17 protein-coding genes are annotated in these 16,619 nt (G+C 65.4%); 5 read left to right on the plus strand and 12 right to left on the minus strand.

The window, feature by feature from the left end; all coding sequences use genetic code 11:
* Window positions 1-132 precede the first annotated feature (132 nt).
* From AC066Y_RS21360 to fliI, 4 genes are all read right to left on the minus strand, one after another.
* A complete protein-coding gene (locus tag AC066Y_RS21360) occupies window positions 133-1,110 on the minus strand; it encodes an anti-sigma factor (RefSeq protein WP_478275589.1) in 978 nt (325 codons plus the stop codon).
* A 3-nt stretch (window positions 1,111-1,113) separates the two neighbouring features.
* A complete protein-coding gene (locus AC066Y_RS21365; RefSeq protein WP_478275590.1) occupies window positions 1,114-1,659 on the minus strand; it encodes a sigma-70 family RNA polymerase sigma factor in 546 nt (181 codons plus the stop codon).
* 204 nt (window positions 1,660-1,863) lie between these two features.
* Complete coding sequence (gene fliJ / locus AC066Y_RS21370) at window positions 1,864-2,283, minus strand: flagellar export protein FliJ (protein WP_478275591.1); 420 nt, start codon at window positions 2,281-2,283, stop codon at window positions 1,864-1,866.
* Between the two features lie 108 nt (window positions 2,284-2,391).
* Complete coding sequence (fliI, locus tag AC066Y_RS21375) at window positions 2,392-3,717, minus strand: flagellar protein export ATPase FliI (RefSeq protein WP_478275592.1); 1,326 nt, start codon at window positions 3,715-3,717, stop codon at window positions 2,392-2,394.
* A gap of 367 nt (window positions 3,718-4,084) precedes the next feature.
* On the opposite strand from fliI, the gene ctrA reads away from it, so the two are divergent.
* Complete coding sequence (ctrA, locus tag AC066Y_RS21380; protein ID WP_016848562.1) at window positions 4,085-4,786, plus strand: response regulator transcription factor CtrA; 702 nt, start codon at window positions 4,085-4,087, stop codon at window positions 4,784-4,786.
* A 77-nt stretch (window positions 4,787-4,863) separates the two neighbouring features.
* Here ctrA and AC066Y_RS21385 read toward each other — a convergent pair whose 3' ends face one another.
* From AC066Y_RS21385 to AC066Y_RS21395, 3 genes are read right to left on the minus strand one after another with little or no spacing between them, the layout of a single operon-like run.
* Window positions 4,864-6,447 (minus strand): S53 family peptidase, encoded by a 1,584-nt coding sequence (locus AC066Y_RS21385; protein ID WP_478275593.1) that lies wholly within the window; start codon window positions 6,445-6,447, stop codon window positions 4,864-4,866.
* A gap of 10 nt (window positions 6,448-6,457) precedes the next feature.
* Window positions 6,458-7,645: a hypothetical protein gene (locus AC066Y_RS21390; RefSeq protein ID WP_478275594.1), complete on the minus strand. Its 1,188-nt coding sequence runs from the start codon at window positions 7,643-7,645 to the stop codon at window positions 6,458-6,460.
* Between the two features lie 36 nt (window positions 7,646-7,681).
* The gene (locus AC066Y_RS21395; RefSeq protein WP_478275595.1) at window positions 7,682-7,939 is read right to left on the minus strand and encodes a hypothetical protein; all 258 of its coding nucleotides are present in this window, start codon (window positions 7,937-7,939) and stop codon (window positions 7,682-7,684) included.
* A gap of 217 nt (window positions 7,940-8,156) precedes the next feature.
* Here AC066Y_RS21395 and AC066Y_RS21400 point away from each other — a divergent pair, with 217 nt between their 5' ends.
* The 4 genes from AC066Y_RS21400 to AC066Y_RS21415 all read left to right on the plus strand — a co-directional run bounded on the left by AC066Y_RS21400 (window position 8,157) and on the right by AC066Y_RS21415 (window position 10,512).
* Entirely contained in the window at window positions 8,157-8,561 is a 405-nt protein-coding gene (locus tag AC066Y_RS21400) for a DUF350 domain-containing protein (protein ID WP_478275596.1), read from the plus strand.
* A gap of 16 nt (window positions 8,562-8,577) precedes the next feature.
* Window positions 8,578-9,000 (plus strand): hypothetical protein, encoded by a 423-nt coding sequence (locus AC066Y_RS21405; RefSeq protein WP_092116418.1) that lies wholly within the window; start codon window positions 8,578-8,580, stop codon window positions 8,998-9,000.
* A gap of 96 nt (window positions 9,001-9,096) precedes the next feature.
* The gene (locus AC066Y_RS21410) at window positions 9,097-9,312 is read left to right on the plus strand and encodes a hypothetical protein (RefSeq protein WP_478275597.1); all 216 of its coding nucleotides are present in this window, start codon (window positions 9,097-9,099) and stop codon (window positions 9,310-9,312) included.
* Between the two features lie 42 nt (window positions 9,313-9,354).
* Window positions 9,355-10,512, plus strand: coding sequence for a glutathionylspermidine synthase family protein (locus AC066Y_RS21415; RefSeq protein ID WP_478275598.1), 1,158 nt, complete (start codon window positions 9,355-9,357; stop codon window positions 10,510-10,512).
* Window positions 10,513-10,679: 167 nt separating this feature from the next.
* Here AC066Y_RS21415 and AC066Y_RS21420 read toward each other — a convergent pair whose 3' ends face one another.
* From AC066Y_RS21420 to AC066Y_RS21440, 5 genes are all read right to left on the minus strand, one after another.
* Window positions 10,680-11,549: a CheR family methyltransferase gene (locus tag AC066Y_RS21420; RefSeq protein WP_478275599.1), complete on the minus strand. Its 870-nt coding sequence runs from the start codon at window positions 11,547-11,549 to the stop codon at window positions 10,680-10,682.
* On the minus strand, window positions 11,546-12,706 hold the full coding sequence (locus AC066Y_RS21425; protein ID WP_478275600.1) for a protein-glutamate methylesterase/protein-glutamine glutaminase: 1,161 nt from the start codon (window positions 12,704-12,706) through the stop codon (window positions 11,546-11,548). The genes AC066Y_RS21420 and AC066Y_RS21425 overlap by 4 nt, the downstream gene beginning before the upstream one ends.
* A 75-nt stretch (window positions 12,707-12,781) precedes the next feature.
* Complete coding sequence (locus tag AC066Y_RS21430) at window positions 12,782-13,147, minus strand: response regulator (RefSeq protein ID WP_018273268.1); 366 nt, start codon at window positions 13,145-13,147, stop codon at window positions 12,782-12,784.
* Between the two features lie 63 nt (window positions 13,148-13,210).
* Entirely contained in the window at window positions 13,211-13,681 is a 471-nt protein-coding gene (locus tag AC066Y_RS21435; protein WP_478275601.1) for a chemotaxis protein CheW, read from the minus strand.
* A gap of 73 nt (window positions 13,682-13,754) precedes the next feature.
* A complete protein-coding gene (locus tag AC066Y_RS21440; RefSeq protein ID WP_478275602.1) occupies window positions 13,755-16,487 on the minus strand; it encodes a hybrid sensor histidine kinase/response regulator in 2,733 nt (910 codons plus the stop codon).
* Window positions 16,488-16,619: the final 132 nt, after the last annotated feature.

A 16,619-nucleotide genomic window follows, 5' to 3' on the forward strand; every position in this document is an offset into this window, starting at 1 on the left:
CACCTCATTGCGAGCGAAGCGAAGCAATCCATCTTTCCGCACGTGCAGAAGCCTGGATTGCTTCGTCGCTCCGCTCCTCGCAATGACGTGCTCACCGCTTCCGACAAGTCTCCAACGATGAGGCGCGCTGGCCTACCGTGGCGGCGTGTTCGACGCAGGCGGCACGGTCTCGATCAGCTTGCCGGTGAAGATCGGCGCCGAGGTCGGTTGGCCGTTCGGCGAACCGCCGGCCTGCTCGACGGTCACCGCGTAGGTGGCGCCGTTGATCACGTCGGGATCGTAGCCCGACAGCACCGGGCGCGCGGTGAAATCATCAGCGCCGATCACGCCGAGCGAGCGCGGCTGCGGCAGCTTGTCGGAGATCAGCCAGAGCTCAAAGCTCTTGCCGGGCTCGGACGGAGCGCCGACCTTGCGCACGGTGAAATTCTTGGTCGCGCCGTCGATGGTCATGATGAAGGCCGGCCCGCCATTCTGTCCCTGCAACAGCGCGACATACTGCGCCGACGGCGCGAGCGCCGGCGCCGGCGTCTTCACTTCCACGGTCTGGATGCGCGGCTTCGGACGGATCGCATTCGGCAACGCGTCGGGCCGGTAGACCTGCAGGCCGAGCGTGACCAGCAGCGCGGCCGCGATCGCGGTCGCGGCTGAGGCGATGCCGCGCCAGCGTTTCACGCGGCTCGCAAGCGCGATCACGTTGCTGTCGCCTGCGCCGATCGGTGGCTGGACCGGTAGCTGCCGGATCTCGGCCGGCCGACGCGTCTCGGATGGCTGCGACGGCTCCGGATCGAACGCCGAGCCGAATTCGGGATCGTCGGTGATCGGTGGCGGCGGCGTCACCGTCGCGGCGGGCGTCTCGGGCAGCACCAGCGGCGCCTGCGGCGCGCCGGCATGGCCGATCGCCGCCTTGATGTTTTCCCAGACCACCGGGCGCGGCTCGACCAGGCCGACCATCTGGTTCAGAGGCCCGAGCCTGAACTCCCAGGCCAGCACGAGCGCGGCGAACTCCGTGTCGACGGCCATCATGGTCTCGACCTGCGTGCGCTCGTCGGCATCGAGCGTACCGAGCGCATATTCCGCGGCGAGCGCGATATGGTCTTCGCTATAGGCCATCAATCAGAGTCCAAGACACCCCCGGATATCCATCAGGCTGCGGCGCAGCCAGGTCTTCACCGTGTTCACCGGTGTCTCGAACTTTGCGGCGAGCTGCTCGCGGCTCCAGCCGTTGTAATAGGCGAGCAGCACGAGCTTCTGACGATCGGGCTCCAGACGACCGACGCACTCCAGCAACCGCTTCAACTCTTCCGTCATTTCCCGTCGCGCCAGCGGATCGGGCGAGTCGGCGGCGACTTCCATCGCCGCAGGCTCATCTTCCAGCGAGGACTCGCCCCGCTTGCGCACGACATCGATGGCGCGGTTGCGCGCGATTGACGCCATCCACGTGATCGGGGACGACAGGGCCGGGTTGAACTGCCCCGCGCTGTTCCAGATCTTGACGTAAGCCTCCTGAATGACCTCCTCGGCGAGGTCCTGACGCCGCAAGATACGGAGCACGACGCCAAAGAGTTTCGAGCGGGTCGCGGCGTACAGCCGCTCAAAGGCAGCCTGATCCCCCTTCGCGACGGCGGCGATCAGCCAGACGAGCTCAGCCGGCGTCAGCATTCAGCGCCCTCCAAGCCTGCATCCCCCATCGCCCCATTGCCACCGCGCCGCCGATCATCATCTGGTCTGGACCGGTGGTAGCATATTTTGGGACAGCACGATCCGCCAAGTGGCCGACGAGAGGCCGGCTTGTGGACAGCGCCCAACAAAAAGCCCGGGCGATCGGCCCGGGCTCTGAAGATGGTCAGCGGAGGGAGCGAGGTATCAGGCGATGACGCCGAGCCGGGCCCGCATCAGGCCGATCGAATCCAGGTCGGCTTGCTCGCGGGCGCTCTCCTCCGCGCGTTCGCGCGCCTGGTCGCGCTCGTCAAGCAGCTCGACCTTCTTGAGCTCCTCGAATGCTTCCGACAGCAGCGCCTTGGCGTCGTCGAGCTGGGCACGCAGCTCGTCGGCCGAACGGGTCAGGTTCTCGCGGCGCTGGATCGCGGCCTTGGCGTAGGTGGGATAGGCGAAGTGCGAGGGATCATTGATCCCGGCGCGCTCCTGCTCGGTCTGGATCTCGCGCTCGAGCTCGACGGACATGCGCTGGAAGTCGGCGATCATGCCTTCGATCTGGGTAACCCGACGGCGCTTTTCATCGACCTGAAACTTCTTCAGGCGGATCAGCGTTTCACGTGACTTCATCGACTCATACTCCCCAGAAGTCCCAATTCTGAACGCGGGACAGAACCGGCTCCCCCCTGGGCCCCGCCGGCATAGCTATGGTGTGCCGGAGATGATGGCCTGACAAAGTTAGCGTTCCGTTTCCAAACCCGACAGGATTTGAGCGAGCTGCTGGTAGCCGTCGCCCAGGCTGGTCGCCTCGTCCTTGGCCTGGCGCAGGAAGCTCTCCAGCGGCTCGTGCAGCCGGATCGCCTCGTCGACCTCGGGGCTGGAACCCGGCCGGTAGGCGCCGAGCCGGATCAGTTCCTCCATGTCGGCATAGGTCGCCATCACCTGCCGCGCCTTGTTGATGAAGGGCAGGAAGTCGGGGTCGGCGGACCGCGGCATGGTGCGCGAGACCGACTTGAGGATGTTGACCGCGGGATAGCGGCCGCGCTCGGCGATCGCGCGCTGCATTACGATATGGCCGTCGAGGATGCCGCGCACCGCGTCCGCGATCGGCTCATTGTGATCGTCGCCATCGACCAGCACGGTGAAGATCGCGGTGATGGTGCCGACGCCGGTGCCCGGCCCTGCCCGCTCCAGCAGCTTCGGCAATTCGGTGAACACCGTCGGCGTATAGCCCTTGGCGGTCGGCGGCTCGCCGGCCGAGAGGCCGATCTCGCGCTGCGCCATCGCAAAGCGCGTCACCGAGTCCATCAGGCACAGCACGTCCTGGTCCTCGTCGCGGAAATACTCGGCGATCGCGAGCGTCAGATACGCGGCCTGGCGCCGCATCAGCGCCGGCTCGTCCGAGGTGGCGACCACCACGACCGAACGCGCCAGCCCCTCCTCGCCGAGATCCTCCTGGAGAAATTCCTGCACCTCGCGGCCGCGTTCGCCGATCAACCCGATCACCGAGATCGCGGCGTCGACATTGCGCGCCAGCATCGACAGCAGCACCGACTTGCCGACGCCGGAGCCGGCGAAGATGCCGAGCCGCTGGCCGCGGCAGCAGGTCAGGAACGTATTGAGGCCGCGCACGCCGAGATCGAGCGGCGGACCGACCCGCCTGCGCGAATGCGCCGGCGGCGGCGAGTTGCGGTAGGACATCGGCGAGGCGCCCTGTTGCAGCGGCCCCTTGCCGTCGATCGGCTCGCCCATCGCGTTGACGACGCGGCCGAGCCAGGCCGGCGAGGGCCGCACCTGGCTCGCCGCATTGGCGATCACGGCGCGGCACCCGCGCCTGACGCCCTCGAGCCCGCCGAACGGCATCACCACCGCGTTCTCGCCGGAGAAGCCGATCACCTCGGCTGGGATGAAGCGGCCGGCGCCGACGTCGATGACGATGCGGGCGCCGACCGACATCGCGTGAATGGGGCCGGCGATCTCGACCATGAGCCCGCGGACGCCGACCACACGGCCATAAATATTGACGCCGTCGATGTCGCCGATCTGCTCCGCGAGCGCCTTCATTGCGAAAACCTTAAGTTTTCGCAATTTTGCGCCGGCCGCTTAACTTCGTGTTTACCCGCATCATTAATCATTGCGTCACTGTCTTTGGTGACTGAGGTCGCTCGCCCATCAGAAGAAGGGCGAGTCGCGAGAGTCGGTTAGGCCCGGCTCTTAATGTGGAAACTGAACGAGCGCGGTTAGGAAAAGCTTCTTCTACGCAATATCTTAGGGCGATTCGACAAAAATTGCACGGTTAGAGCTTGCGTCGAGGAATCAGTTTTTGTTAACCATATCTCGTCAGGATCCGAATCAGTTGTTCAAAGGCGTTTTGTGAGTGCCGCAAGTGCGGCCGACCTGACGCCCGGAGCGGCGACTATAGGGGACTGGCATGCGCGTTTTGCTGATTGAAGATGATAGCGCCGTCGCGCAGTCGATCGAATTGATGCTCAAATCCGAGAGTTTCAACGTTTACACGACGGATCTCGGTGAAGAAGGCGTCGATCTCGGCAAGCTTTACGACTACGACATCATCCTGCTCGACCTCAACCTGCCCGACATGTCCGGCTACGACGTGCTCAAGCAGCTCCGGGTTTCGAAGATCAAGACTCCCATTCTGATCCTCTCCGGCCTCGCCGGCATCGAGGACAAGGTCAAGGGTCTCGGCGTCGGCGCCGACGACTACATGACCAAACCCTTCCACAAGGACGAACTGGTCGCCCGCATCCACGCGATCGTGCGCCGTTCCAAGGGTCACGCCCAGTCGGTCATCCAGACCGGCGATCTCGTGGTCAATCTGGACACCAAGACGGTCGAGGTCGGCGGTCAGCGCGTGCACCTCACCGGCAAGGAATACCAGATGCTGGAGCTGCTCTCGCTCCGCAAGGGCACCACGCTCACCAAGGAAATGTTCCTCAACCATCTCTACGGCGGCATGGACGAGCCGGAGCTGAAGATCATCGACGTCTTCATCTGCAAGCTCCGCAAGAAGCTCGCCAACGCCTCCGAGGGCCGCAACTTCATCGAGACCGTGTGGGGCCGCGGCTATGTGCTGCGCGAGCCGCACGAGGCCGACGAGCGCATTCCCGCCTGACCTTCTGGCCCGCCGCGTTCCGACTTCGCTTTCGACTTGAACCCCGCCGCAAATGGCGGGGTTTCTGTTTTTAGGGCTTACGCCACCGGGATCGCGGTCAGAGCCGCGAGGAGATCCGCGCCCTTCGGAACACCGAGCCCGGTGCAGGCGCTCCAGCCCGGGCCGGCATCGTAGCCCTTGCCGCCGACGCGGTTGTTGCCCTGCACGACCACACGGAATGCGCCGGGGTTGGAATAAAGCGCGGCGTTGAGAAAGCCGATCTGCTCGCCGCGGGCGGCGATCGCAATCGCAACCAAAGCGGCCCATAGCGGTGTCGCGGCACTGGTCCCGCTCATCGCCATCGCCTGTCCGTTGACGATGATGCGATAGCCCGGGGTCGCCGCGGCCGCGCAGGCGACATCAGGGACACCGCGCCTGATAGCGCCGTCGTTCTGAGATTTCGGCAGCGTCAAATGCGACTGATAGTCGGGGACGGGAAACGCGTCGCTGATGCCGCCGCCGGTGCCGACCGCACCGGCGTTCCAGACCGCCTCCGCTGCGGCCGACCCATTGCCCGCGGCAGCCACGGGCTGGGTGCCGCCGCAGCTCGTCGCATAGGGGCTCGAGGCGGGAAACCAGACATGGAGCTTGCCGTCGGTCAGGCCGCTCGTCGCGAGCTGATCACCTGAGGCGAACAGCACGCTGACGCGCAGCCGCGCGGCATCCGCGAGCACCGCCTGCATCGCGTCGCGGCCCGGCTCGGTCCAGTATTTCTCGGCGCTGCCCCAGCTGACGGAGACCACCTGCGGCGCATGCTCTTCATCGAACACCGCCTGATGGATCGCGTCGGTGAGACCCGCGGCGGAGTTCTCGGCAAAGTAGACCACGATCTTGCTCTTCGGCAGCAGGCCCGCGAGCACCTGGAGATCGAGCGCGATCTCCTGATCGGCGACATCGTTGCTGCCGAAACCGCCATTGCCGTTCGGCGGCGCATTGACGACAACCGGCGGCGGCCGGTTCATGCCGGCCACCGCCATGGCGAGATCACTCGCGAGATAGCCGCCGCCGAGAGCTATGATGCCGACGCAGATCGACGACACGTCGCGATCCAGCGGAATGCCGTAGAGGGCCGCGATGTCGGTCGGCCACAGCCCGCTGCCGCTGCCCATGTCGGCCTGGGCCTGCGCAAGCGGCGTCCTGGTCCGCAGCGGCCGCTGATCGAAGCCGAGAATGGCTCGGGTCCACGGCGCGATCTCGGCCGGCACCGTCAGGCCGCCGACGCGGGCGCGAAACGTGCGCTCACCATCGCGGTAGGTGCGGAGCGTCGCGCCGAAGATCTCGGCCATCTGCCGCGCAGTGCCTTCCAGCTCGACCGTGCGCGCGACGGGATCGCTGCGGCCGATCGTCAACCCACGCTCTGCCGCCAGCCGCACCACGCGGGCGACGGCGCGGGCATGGCTGCGGTGGCGCTGGGTTGCAAGCTGGTGCCGCGTGATCGGCCGGGCGAGCCGTGCCAAATCACCGGCGCTGCCCGGCGCAAACTTGTCGGGGGTGCGCCGCTTCACATAGACCACGATCGGGATCCGCTCGTCGGGATCGACATCGCCGACCAGCGTCGCGCCAACAGGCGCGGCGCGGTTGCTGCCGGCAAGCGGAACCCTGCGCTCGGAGGTGCCTGCCATCGCTGCGATCTCACTTGCCGCCACATGGCGTCGGCTGCACCGGAGTTTGCGTATCGTCGAAGGCGCAGAACGGGATCGACCACACGAAATCGGCCGAGGTCGCGATGCGGGTCAGACCGGGCTTGCCCTCGAAGATCGGCGGCTGGCCCGAGACCTTCCAGTACCATTCGGGCAGCAGCGGCCCGAGCGGAGCGACCGGGCCATTCGGACCGAACGACAGGAATCCCGCCTGCGACGACGCCGTGCCGTCGGCCTTGAATGCCGCGCGGCCGTGGCAGGTGATGCAGGACGATGTTGCGACAAAGCCGTCCTCGGTGACGGAATTGCCGACCCTGATGTCGAGCCCGACATTGTCGACGAAATCCACCTGCGAGCCCTTCAGGCAGTAATTGTTGTAGACGGGATCGATGTCCGCGCTCGACAACATCGCCGTCAATGCAGCCGTCTTAACGCAATCAGGATAGCCCTGGCCGGCAGTCCGGTTCGACGGCACGAATGCGGTCTGCGCGCCGAAATTGTCACGACAGCCGATGATGTCGCAGCGGCCCGGATTGAAGCGATGCTCGAACGTCGCCCAGGTCCAGTTCGGCACCTGCTTGCTGATGACATGCATCGAGACCAGGGCGTACTGCACGCCGGCCGCGCTGTTGACGTGATAGAGCTGCGGCACCTGCGCCAGCGTCACCTTGTTGTTGGTGAATTGCGGAATGTCGCTGACCGGCAGCCAATTCCCCTTCACCTCGACGGAATCGACCGGAAACGACAGCGCCTTGCCGAATGCGGCCTTCACACCCGACAGCTTGTAGAGGTTGTTCTGAACGATGAAATCGAATGTCGGCTTGTTGTGACGCGTTTCCTCCATCTGCCCCTGCGCGGCGCCCGGCGGCAGCGCCGGCAGCAAACCACCGCTCTCCTGCACGCCTTCTCGCGCCACCTGCGGCAGGATCGGCGGGCGCAGCGACGGCGGTGTCGCGGTCGCCGGAAACTGCGGATTGGGCTGAAACAGATCGGTATCGCTCGCCCAGGTCTCGAACGTCGAATTGCTGCCGCCGGCGCGGGTGTTGGCCTGGATGAAGAGCTGCCAGGCGACCTGATCCGGTGCGGTCATCGCGGGATTCGGCGGCGATTGCGCCGCGGCCGGAATGGCGGGAAGCAGAAACAGACCACAGGCGAGCAGCGTGTCGATCGACCTTCTCATCTTGCTCTCCACATCGGGTTCAAGTTTGGAATCGGTTCATGGTTGGAATCCGTCCCCCATCCAGCTTGCATAGACATCGAGCGCGTCCTGCGACCATCGGTGACCTGGCGGCATGAAGCCGGACGACAGCGCAGCGAAGACGCGGCGTGCGTTGGCGTGATCGGCAAAGTCGTCATTGCCGGCCGGGTCGCAGATCCAGTCGGCGTCGCCGAGCCGAACGCCCTTCGGAGTCATGCAGGCGATGTCGCCCGGTCGAAACATCGGCAGGATGTCGTTGCCAAAACTGGTCGTCATCGGGATCACCGAGCCCATTCGCGACATGCACTTCTGGTTGCATACCGTATAGGCGACTATCGCGAAGGCCGCTGTGAAGCGGCTCACACCGCCGCGCAGCAATTTTTCGCCGGCCGTCCGCGACCACCGCAGCCCACAGCTCGGATCGAACCGAAGCTTCGCGAACCGCGACCAATCAGCTATAGGATGACCATCTAGGGCTGTTCGGGCGCATCACATGATCCTGCAATCCCTCGCCGGCCTGCCGGCGTTCCTGGTCTATTTCTGCACGGCGCTGATCGCCGTGGTCGCCTATCTCTTCGTCTACACCCGCGTCACCCCGCATGACGAATTCCGGCTGATCCGCGACAACGATCCGGCGGCGGCGATTGCGCTGGGCTTGAGCCTGCTCGGCTTCGTGCTGCCGGTGGTCAGCGCCATCGCCCATTCCGCCAATGTGGTGGATTGCCTGATCTGGAGCATCATCGCGCTGATCGTGCAGATCATCGTCTATTACATCGTGAAGATCCCGGTGCCGAACCTGTCGGCGCGGATCGCCTCCGGCGAGATGGCGGCGGCGATCTGGCTCGGGTTGTCCTCGCTGGCCGCAGGCGCGCTGAACGCGGCCTGCATGATCTACTGAGCCATTGAGCCGAACCATGGCGCGCAAACCAAACCCGGAATTCGGCAAACGGCGGCCAAGCGTGCCGGCGGTGGCGACGCGGCCGGAGCCGCCTTCCAAGCGCTCCAATCATGTTGCGCTGCTGATGATGGGTACGCTCGCGGTCGGCGGCGGCGCCTACGCACTGATGCCGCGGCAGAATTGCCAACCCATCCAGGCGCCACCGGGCGTCACCGCGCCGGCCCCCCTGCAACCCGGCGCCGATTGCGCGCCGCGCAGTTCGTCGTCCGGGTCGGGCGGCAGCGGTGGTGGCGGCGGCGGCTCGTCGCGCAGCAGCTTCTACAGCGGCAGCTCCTCGTCCGGCGGCTCTTCATCCTCGTCGGGTTCGTCGTCAAGCTCGTCGGTCAGCCGCGGCGGCTTCGGCTCGTTCGCGCATGCGTTCGGCTTCGGCGGTGGCTGACACGCACTTTGCCGTGTCGTCATGCGCTTTCGCTTGCTCGCCGATCGGAGCTGATGGACACTCGGCGCGCCTCCGTAGACGGCAAGGATCGCGTCCATGAAACGCTCGCGACGGGTCTGGCTGAAATTGATGGGAAGCGTCGCGATCGGCGCAGCCTCGATGGGCCTGACGCCAGGCCATGCCCGCAGTCATCACCATGCGGGGCACAAAGCCAAGCGGAAGCCCGAGCAGATATCACCCTCAGGCGGCTTCGGCGGCGCGCCACGCACCATCGCCCGCTACGACAACGGTCCCTCGCATGGCGGCGGCTGACATTGAGCTGACACGCATCATCTGAAGATCACGGACCCCTTCATGCAACGCATCGTATGTTCCGAGCGCGACGATTGGCAGGCAACCGCCGAAAGCGCCGGATTCACCTTCCACACCATCGACGGTGAACGCTATTGGGACGAGCGCGCCTATTACGCCTTCACGCTCGACGAGATCGAGCGCGATATCGAGGCGCCGACCGGCGAGATCGACGCGATGTGCCTCGAGCTCGCCGGACGCGCGGTCAAGGATGAACAATATCTGCGCCGGCTGAAAATTCCGGAAGCGTTCTGGGACCTGATCGCGGCGAGCTGGCGCCGCAAGCAGCCGAGCCTCTACGGCCGGCTCGACCTCAAATTCAGCGGCAGCGGCCCGGCCAAGCTGCTCGAATACAATGCCGACACGCCGACCTCGATCTTCGAGGCGGCGGTGTTTCAATGGACCTGGCTCGAACAGGCGATCGAACGCAACATCATCCCGAAGCGCGCCGACCAGTTCAACTCGATCCACGAGGCGCTGATCGAGGCCTGGAAGACGATCGGCGCGACCCATCCGCTGCATCTCACCGGGCTGACCGGCAATGCCGAGGACGCCGGCACGCTCGCCTATCTCGAGGACACCGCGGCGCAGGCCGGGCTGAAGACCACGCTGCTCGACATCGAACAGATCGGGCTGCGCAGTGACGGCCAGTTCGTCGACCTCGACGAAAGCCCGATCGCGCTCGCCTTCAAGCTCTATCCATGGGAGTGGATGTTTCACGACGCGTTCGGCAAGAACCTCAGCTCGGCGCCGACGCAATGGATCGAGCCGCCCTGGAAGGCGATCCTGTCCAACAAGGGCATCCTGCCGCTGTTGTGGGAGATGTTCCCGAACCACCCCAATTTGCTGCCGGCCTATTTCGAGGACGATCCGCAGGCCGCGCAGCTCGGCACCTCGTTCGTGCGCAAGCCGATCTACTCACGCGAAGGCGCCAATGTCGAACTGGTCAGCGCCGGCATCACGCTGGTCGCGGAAGAAGGCCCCTACGGCGCCGAGGGCTTCATCCGGCAGGCCCTCGCGCCGCTACCGAACTTTTCCGGACAGTACGCCGTGCTCGGCAGCTGGCTGGTCGATCACACGCCCTGCGGGCTATCGATCCGCGAGGACGAGAACCCGATCACCGGCAACACATCGCGCTTCCTGCCGCACGCGATTTTGTAGAGCGTCGACGCGGTTGCGGTTTCATCCGTCATCCTGAGGAGCGCGTAGCGCGTCTCGAAGGATGAACGGCCCGGCTGGTGGCCGTCGATCCTTCGAGACGGCCGCGTTGCGGCCTCCTCAGGATGACGGACCAGGCAGCATCGCGCTGCTAATGGGAGAACTCCAGCTCAGCGCGCAGCGGACGCGACCGCCTTCAGCACGTGCGCGGCGCCGGCGCGCGCGACCGGCGCGGTGCTGGGCTGATAGAGCCCGCGGCGGTCCGGATAGGGCCTGAAGAGATTGGTGATGCCTACCACGGATTCCGCCGCGCCAAGCGCCAGCACGCCGTCGGGCTCGAGCATCCGGGAGATCTTGCCGAAGATCGAGGCCTTGGTCTGCTGATCGAAATAGATCAGCACGTTGCGGCAGAAGATCACGTCGAAGGTGCCGAGATGCGAAATGTCCTGCAGCAGATTGAGCTGGCGGTGCTGCACCATGCCGCGGATATCGGCGTTGAGCTGCCAGAGCTCGCCCTTCTGCACGAAGTGCTTGACCAGCAGCTGGATCGGCAGGCCGCGCTGCACCTCGAACTGGCTGAACAGGCCGGCCTTCGACTTTTCCAGCACCGCCTGCGACAGGTCGGTGGCGATGATCTCGATGCGCCAACCGGTGAACAGCGCGGTCATTTCCTTCAGCAGCATCGCGATCGAATAGGGCTCCTGCCCTGTCGACGAGGCCGCGCACCAGATGCGCAGGCTGCGGCGCGCGGCGCGCGCCTGTGCCAGCGCCGGCAGCACCGCCTCCTTCAGATGGTCGAACGGGATCTTGTCGCGAAAGAAGAACGTCTCGTTGGTGGTCATCGCCTCGACCACCTCCGACGTCAACATCTCGGCGCCGCCCTTCATCTTCTGGACGAGCTCGGGAATGCCGGCGAGGTTCGACCGGCGCGCCAAGGGCAGCAGGCGGCTCTCGACGAGATATTGCTTGTCGGCCGACAGATCGAGGCCGGAACGTTCCTTCAGCAGCTTACGCAGATACTCATAGTCCAGCGGCGTCACGAACGGTCTCCGGCAAACACGCGAACAAGCTTCGATGCGATCTGATTGAGCGGCAGCACTGCGGCGCAGATGCCGGCATGGACCGCCGCACCGGGCATGCCCCACACCACGCTGCTCGCTTCGTCCTGGGCGATCACGCTGCCGCCGGCAGCGACGATGTCCTTGCCGCCGCGCATGCCGTCGGAGCCCATGCCGGTCAGGATCACCGACATGATGCTGCCTTGCCAGACATCGATCGCGGAGGTGAACATCGGATCCACCGCGGGTTTGCAGAAATTGACCGGCGGCCCGTCGTCGAGCGCGATCGTGGCATCGATGCCGTGGCGGGCGATCCGCATGTGGCGTCCGCCCGGCGCCAGATAGATCCGGCCCGGCTTGATGCTCTCGCCGTCGACCCCCTCATGCGCCGGCCGCTTGCTGGTGCGCGCCAGATGCTCGGCGAGAATGGTGGTGAAGGTCGGCGGCATGTGCTGGGTGATCAGCACCGGGACGCGATCGATCAGGGGGCCGATCTCTGCGACCAGCGCCATCAGCGCCTGCGGGCCGCCGGTTGAGGAGCCGATCAGCAGCACCTTGGGCTGCAGCAGGCCGAACGAACGGCGCGCGACCTGGGCGGGCGCGGCGGCCGGAGGCAGCCCCGGGCGCGGCTTGTCGTGTCCGGGCGCCAGCGGCGGGCTCACCGTCGTATGCACCGTGCTGCGCCGTGCCTTGGCGCCGAGATGACGGATCTTCTGGATCAGGTCGTGGCGGAAGGTTTCCGCGGCGGTCGCCTCGCGCGTGCTCTCCGGCTTCGGAATGTAGTCGGACGCGCCGAGCGAGAGCGCCTTCAGGCTGATCTCCGCATTGCGGCGGGTCAGCGTGGAGGCCATGATGATGACGAGGTCGCGCTTCTTCGCCAGCAGCTGCGGCAGCGCCGAGATGCCGTCGAGGTCGGGCATCTCGATATCGAGCACCGCGACGTCGGGGTTGATGCGCTCGAGCTGGTTGACGGCGTCGAGGCCGGTGCGCAGCGAGGCCACGACCTCCATGTCGGGTTCGGCGCCGATCCAGCGCGAGATCATCCCTCGGATGACCACGGAATCGTCGACGACCATCACCCGCACCTTGTCGGAACGGGTCGATGTCGGGACCGCAGTACTTGTCAACGCAACACTCATGACTTCACCAGCGACGCAACACGACGCACAACAACCGTTGAGCCGAAGGCTTCTGCCGCCGGATCGAACGCAGACTTAAATCAAGCCGACTTCCTGGAACTTCGCGGTGACGATGTCCCGGTCGAACGGCTTCATGATGTATTCGTTGGCACCGGCATGCAGCGCGCGTGCGATATGCGCGACGTCATTCTCGGTGGTGCAGAACACGACCTTGGGCTGATCGCCGCCGGGCATGCGGCGGAGATTGCCGAGGAACTCGTAGCCGTCCATGACAGGCATGTTCCAGTCGAGCAGCACGGCCTCGGGCATCGCGCGCTTGCAGGCCTCGAGTGCCTTGGCGCCGTCCTCGGCCTCGACGATCTGGAAATCGAGCCCTTCCAGGATTCGGCGGGCAACCTTGCGAATGACGCTTGAGTCATCGACAACAAGACACGTTCTCATCTGCGACCTCACCTTCCTCATCCCCGGAGGGATGTTTCAGTTCTTCGATTCAGTCGGCCCGTCTCAGGCCGCTTTGGCATCAGGCACCAGTTCGAGCACGCGATCGACATCGAGGACGACCATGAGCTGGCCGTCGAGGCGGTGAACGCCGCCGGCGAGCCTGGCCATGCGGGGATCGAGGTTGACCGGATTGTCCTGGCGGCTGTCGTCGGGCAGCCGCAAGACCTCGCCGATCTGGTCGATCAAGAGGCCATAGGATTCGCCGCGCTGGTCGACGCCGACCGCCATCGGCGGCGTGCCATCATCGGCCTTCGGCAGGCCGAGCCGGGCGCGCATGTCGACCACGGTGACGATGCGGCCGCGCAGATTGAGCACGCCGGCGATCTCGCTGGAGGCCAGCGGCACCCGCGTCAGCCGCTCCGGCATGAACACGTCTTGCACCCGCGAGATCGGCAGGCCGAACAGCTGCCCGCCGATCACCGCGGTGACGTATTCGGCCATCGCGCCTTCACTGGTCTCGGTCTTGCTGGTCATCGATCAACCTTTTGTTTGAGCATGATCGGATCGGAAAACCGGTTCCCACTTTTCCGGATCATGCTCGCTTCCCTTAAGCCGCCCGGCGCAGTTCGGCGGTCTGCTCTTTCAGCGCCGCGATCAGCCCGGGACGATCGAACTTGGCGACATAGTCGTGGAAGCCGGCCTGGCGGCCGCGCTCGATCGCCGCCGGCGACACCATCGCCGACAGCGCGATGATCGGCAGCCCGATCAGGTTTTGGTCAGAGCGGATGTTCTCGGCGAACTCGAAGCCGTTCATCTCGGGCATCTCGATGTCGGTCAGTACGACGTCGAAGGCCTGTCCCGAGCGCAGCGCGGCGAGCCCTTCCTGAGCGTTCGGCGCGGTCCGCACCTTGTAGCCGGCGGCTTTCAAGACCGGGGCCAGCATGTTGCGGAAGAACGCCGAGTCGTCGACCAGCAGCACCGACTGCGCCGACGCAGACGGGCGCATCTCCTTGCGCGAGAACCAGTCGGCGAACGCCATCGGCAGGAAGTGGCCGACGTCGATCACCTCGGTGGCCTGGCCCTTGATCACGGCCGAGCCTAAAATGCCGTCCTGCGAGCCCGCCACCTCGATGTTGAGCCGCTCCTCGACGATGTCGATGATCTCGTCGACCACGAGCCCCATCGAGCGGCCGTCGTCGGCGAACACCAGGATCGGCTGCGCGCCCTGGGTCTGCACCTCGACCCCGGCCATCTGCACCAGCGGCATCAGCTGCTCGCGGTACTGCACCATGTAGCGGCCGTTGGAGAGCTCGATCTTGTCGGTTGCGATCTCCTCCAGCCGGGTGACGAGGCCGAGCGGCACCGCCTTGGGCTGGCTCGAACCGGCGCGGAACACCAAAAGCGAGGTGAGCTGCTCGCCGCTCGCGGCATGGGCCGCGGCATTGTCGTCGGCCATGTCATGGGCCGAGGAGCCGGACGCGCCCAAGGCCTTGGCAATGCCGTTGGGGTCGATGATCATGATCACAGCGCCATCGCCCAGAATGGTGTTGCCGGAGAACATGTCGATGTGCCGCAGCTTGGTCGACATCGGCTTGACCACGATCTCCTCGGTGTGGAACACGCCGTCGACCACGATGCCGAAGGTCTGGCTGCCGACCTGCGTGACCACGATGAAGCCGTTCTCGGCATCGCTGGTGGCACCATCGTCGATCTTGAGCAGCTTCTTCAGGTGGATCAGCGGCAGCAGCTTGTTGCGCAGCCGCAGCACTGCCGTATCCTTGATCCGCTCGATGCGGTGCTCGGAGTTGGCGCGCGCCCGCACCAGCTCGACCACCGACAATTGGGGAATGGCAAAGCGGTCGCCGCCGGCTTCCACGATCAAGGCGGAGACGATGGCCAGGGTCAGCGGGATCTTGATGGTGACGGAGGCGCCCTCGCCGGCCACGCTCTTGATGTCGATGGTGCCGCCGATCTGGTCGATATTGGTGCGCACCACGTCCATGCCGACGCCGCGGCCGGACACCGAGGTCACTTGCGCCGCGGTCGAGAAGCCCGGCGCGAAGATGAACTTGTGGATCTGGGCCTCGGTCATCTTCTCCAGTTCGGCCTCGGTGACGAGACCGTTCTGGAGCGCCTTGGCCTTGATCCGCTCGGTGTTGAGCCCGCGGCCATTGTCGGCGATGCAGATGATGATGTGGCCGCCCTCGTGATAGGCGGAGAGGCGAATGGTGCCCTGCTCGGGCTTGCCGCTAGCGACCCGCTCGGCGGTGGTCTCGAGGCCATGATCGGCGGAGTTGCGCACCATGTGCGTCAACGGATCCTTGATCAGGTCGAGCACCTGGCGGTCGAGCTCGGTGTCGGCGCCGTGCATTTCCAATTCAATTTGCTTGCCGAGCTCGCCGGAGAGATCGCGGACGATGCGCGGCAGCTTCTGCCAGGCATTGCCGATCGGCTGCATCCGCGTCTTCATGACGCCTTCCTGCAGCTCGGCGGTGACGTTGGAGAGCCGCTGCAAGGGCACCTTGAACTCGGTGTCCTCGTTGCGCCTGCTAATCTCGAGCAGCTGGTTGCGGGTCAGGACCAGCTCGGAGACCATGGTCATGAGGTGTTCGAGGGTGTCGACATTGACCCGGATCGACTGGTTGGCGATCTTGTCGCCTTCCTGGACATCCTCGGTGGCGGCCTTGCGGGCCGGCTTCTTTGCAGCCTCGGCCGGTTCGGCTGCGGGGGCAGCAGGCGCTGCGGCTGCGGGCTTGGCGACCGGCGCGGGCGCGGGTGCTGCGACTTCGATCTCGGTCTCGCGGAAGGCGCGCTCGAGCTCGTCGAGCGAGACCTCGCCCGGGCGCAGCGGGCGCTCCAGCGTCTGCACCACCAGCGTGCCTTCGGTCATCGCCGCCTGCACGGATGGAGATTCAACGACAGGCACATCTTCTTCAGCAGCCTCGCCGGCTGCCATGGCGGCCATGCCGTGCTCGACCATCGCCTCTAGCTGATCGATCAGGTCGCGGTCGTTGCCCTCCGGCTCGGCCTCGGTCGCCTCGAGCCCGCCGAGGATCTCCTTGATGCGGTCGATCGAGGACAGGATCAGCGTCACGGCTTCCGCCTTCACCGGCATGCCGTCGCGGAATTTGCCCATCAGGGTCTCGCCGGCATGCGCCAGCGCTTCCAGCCGCGGCAGCCCGAGGAAGCCGCAGGTCCCCTTGATCGTGTGCACAAGCCGGAAAATGTTATCCAGGATCTTCGCGTTGTTCGGATCCTGCTCGAACTGCACCAGCTGGTTGTCGACCGTATCCAGGCTCTCGCTGCTCTCCGTCAGGAACTCGCGCAACAGATCGTCCATGAAACCAACCTTCGAAAAACGCCGAAAACGCTGCGGCGCGCGACATCGACGCGCCGGCCGGAACTTAGGTCAGCTTGTCCGCAAAGCGTTTAAGTTTGGTTGAGTAATTGGAAAAGAACGGGATCAACAAAG

The organism is Bradyrhizobium sp. USDA3010 (genome assembly GCF_056429065.1).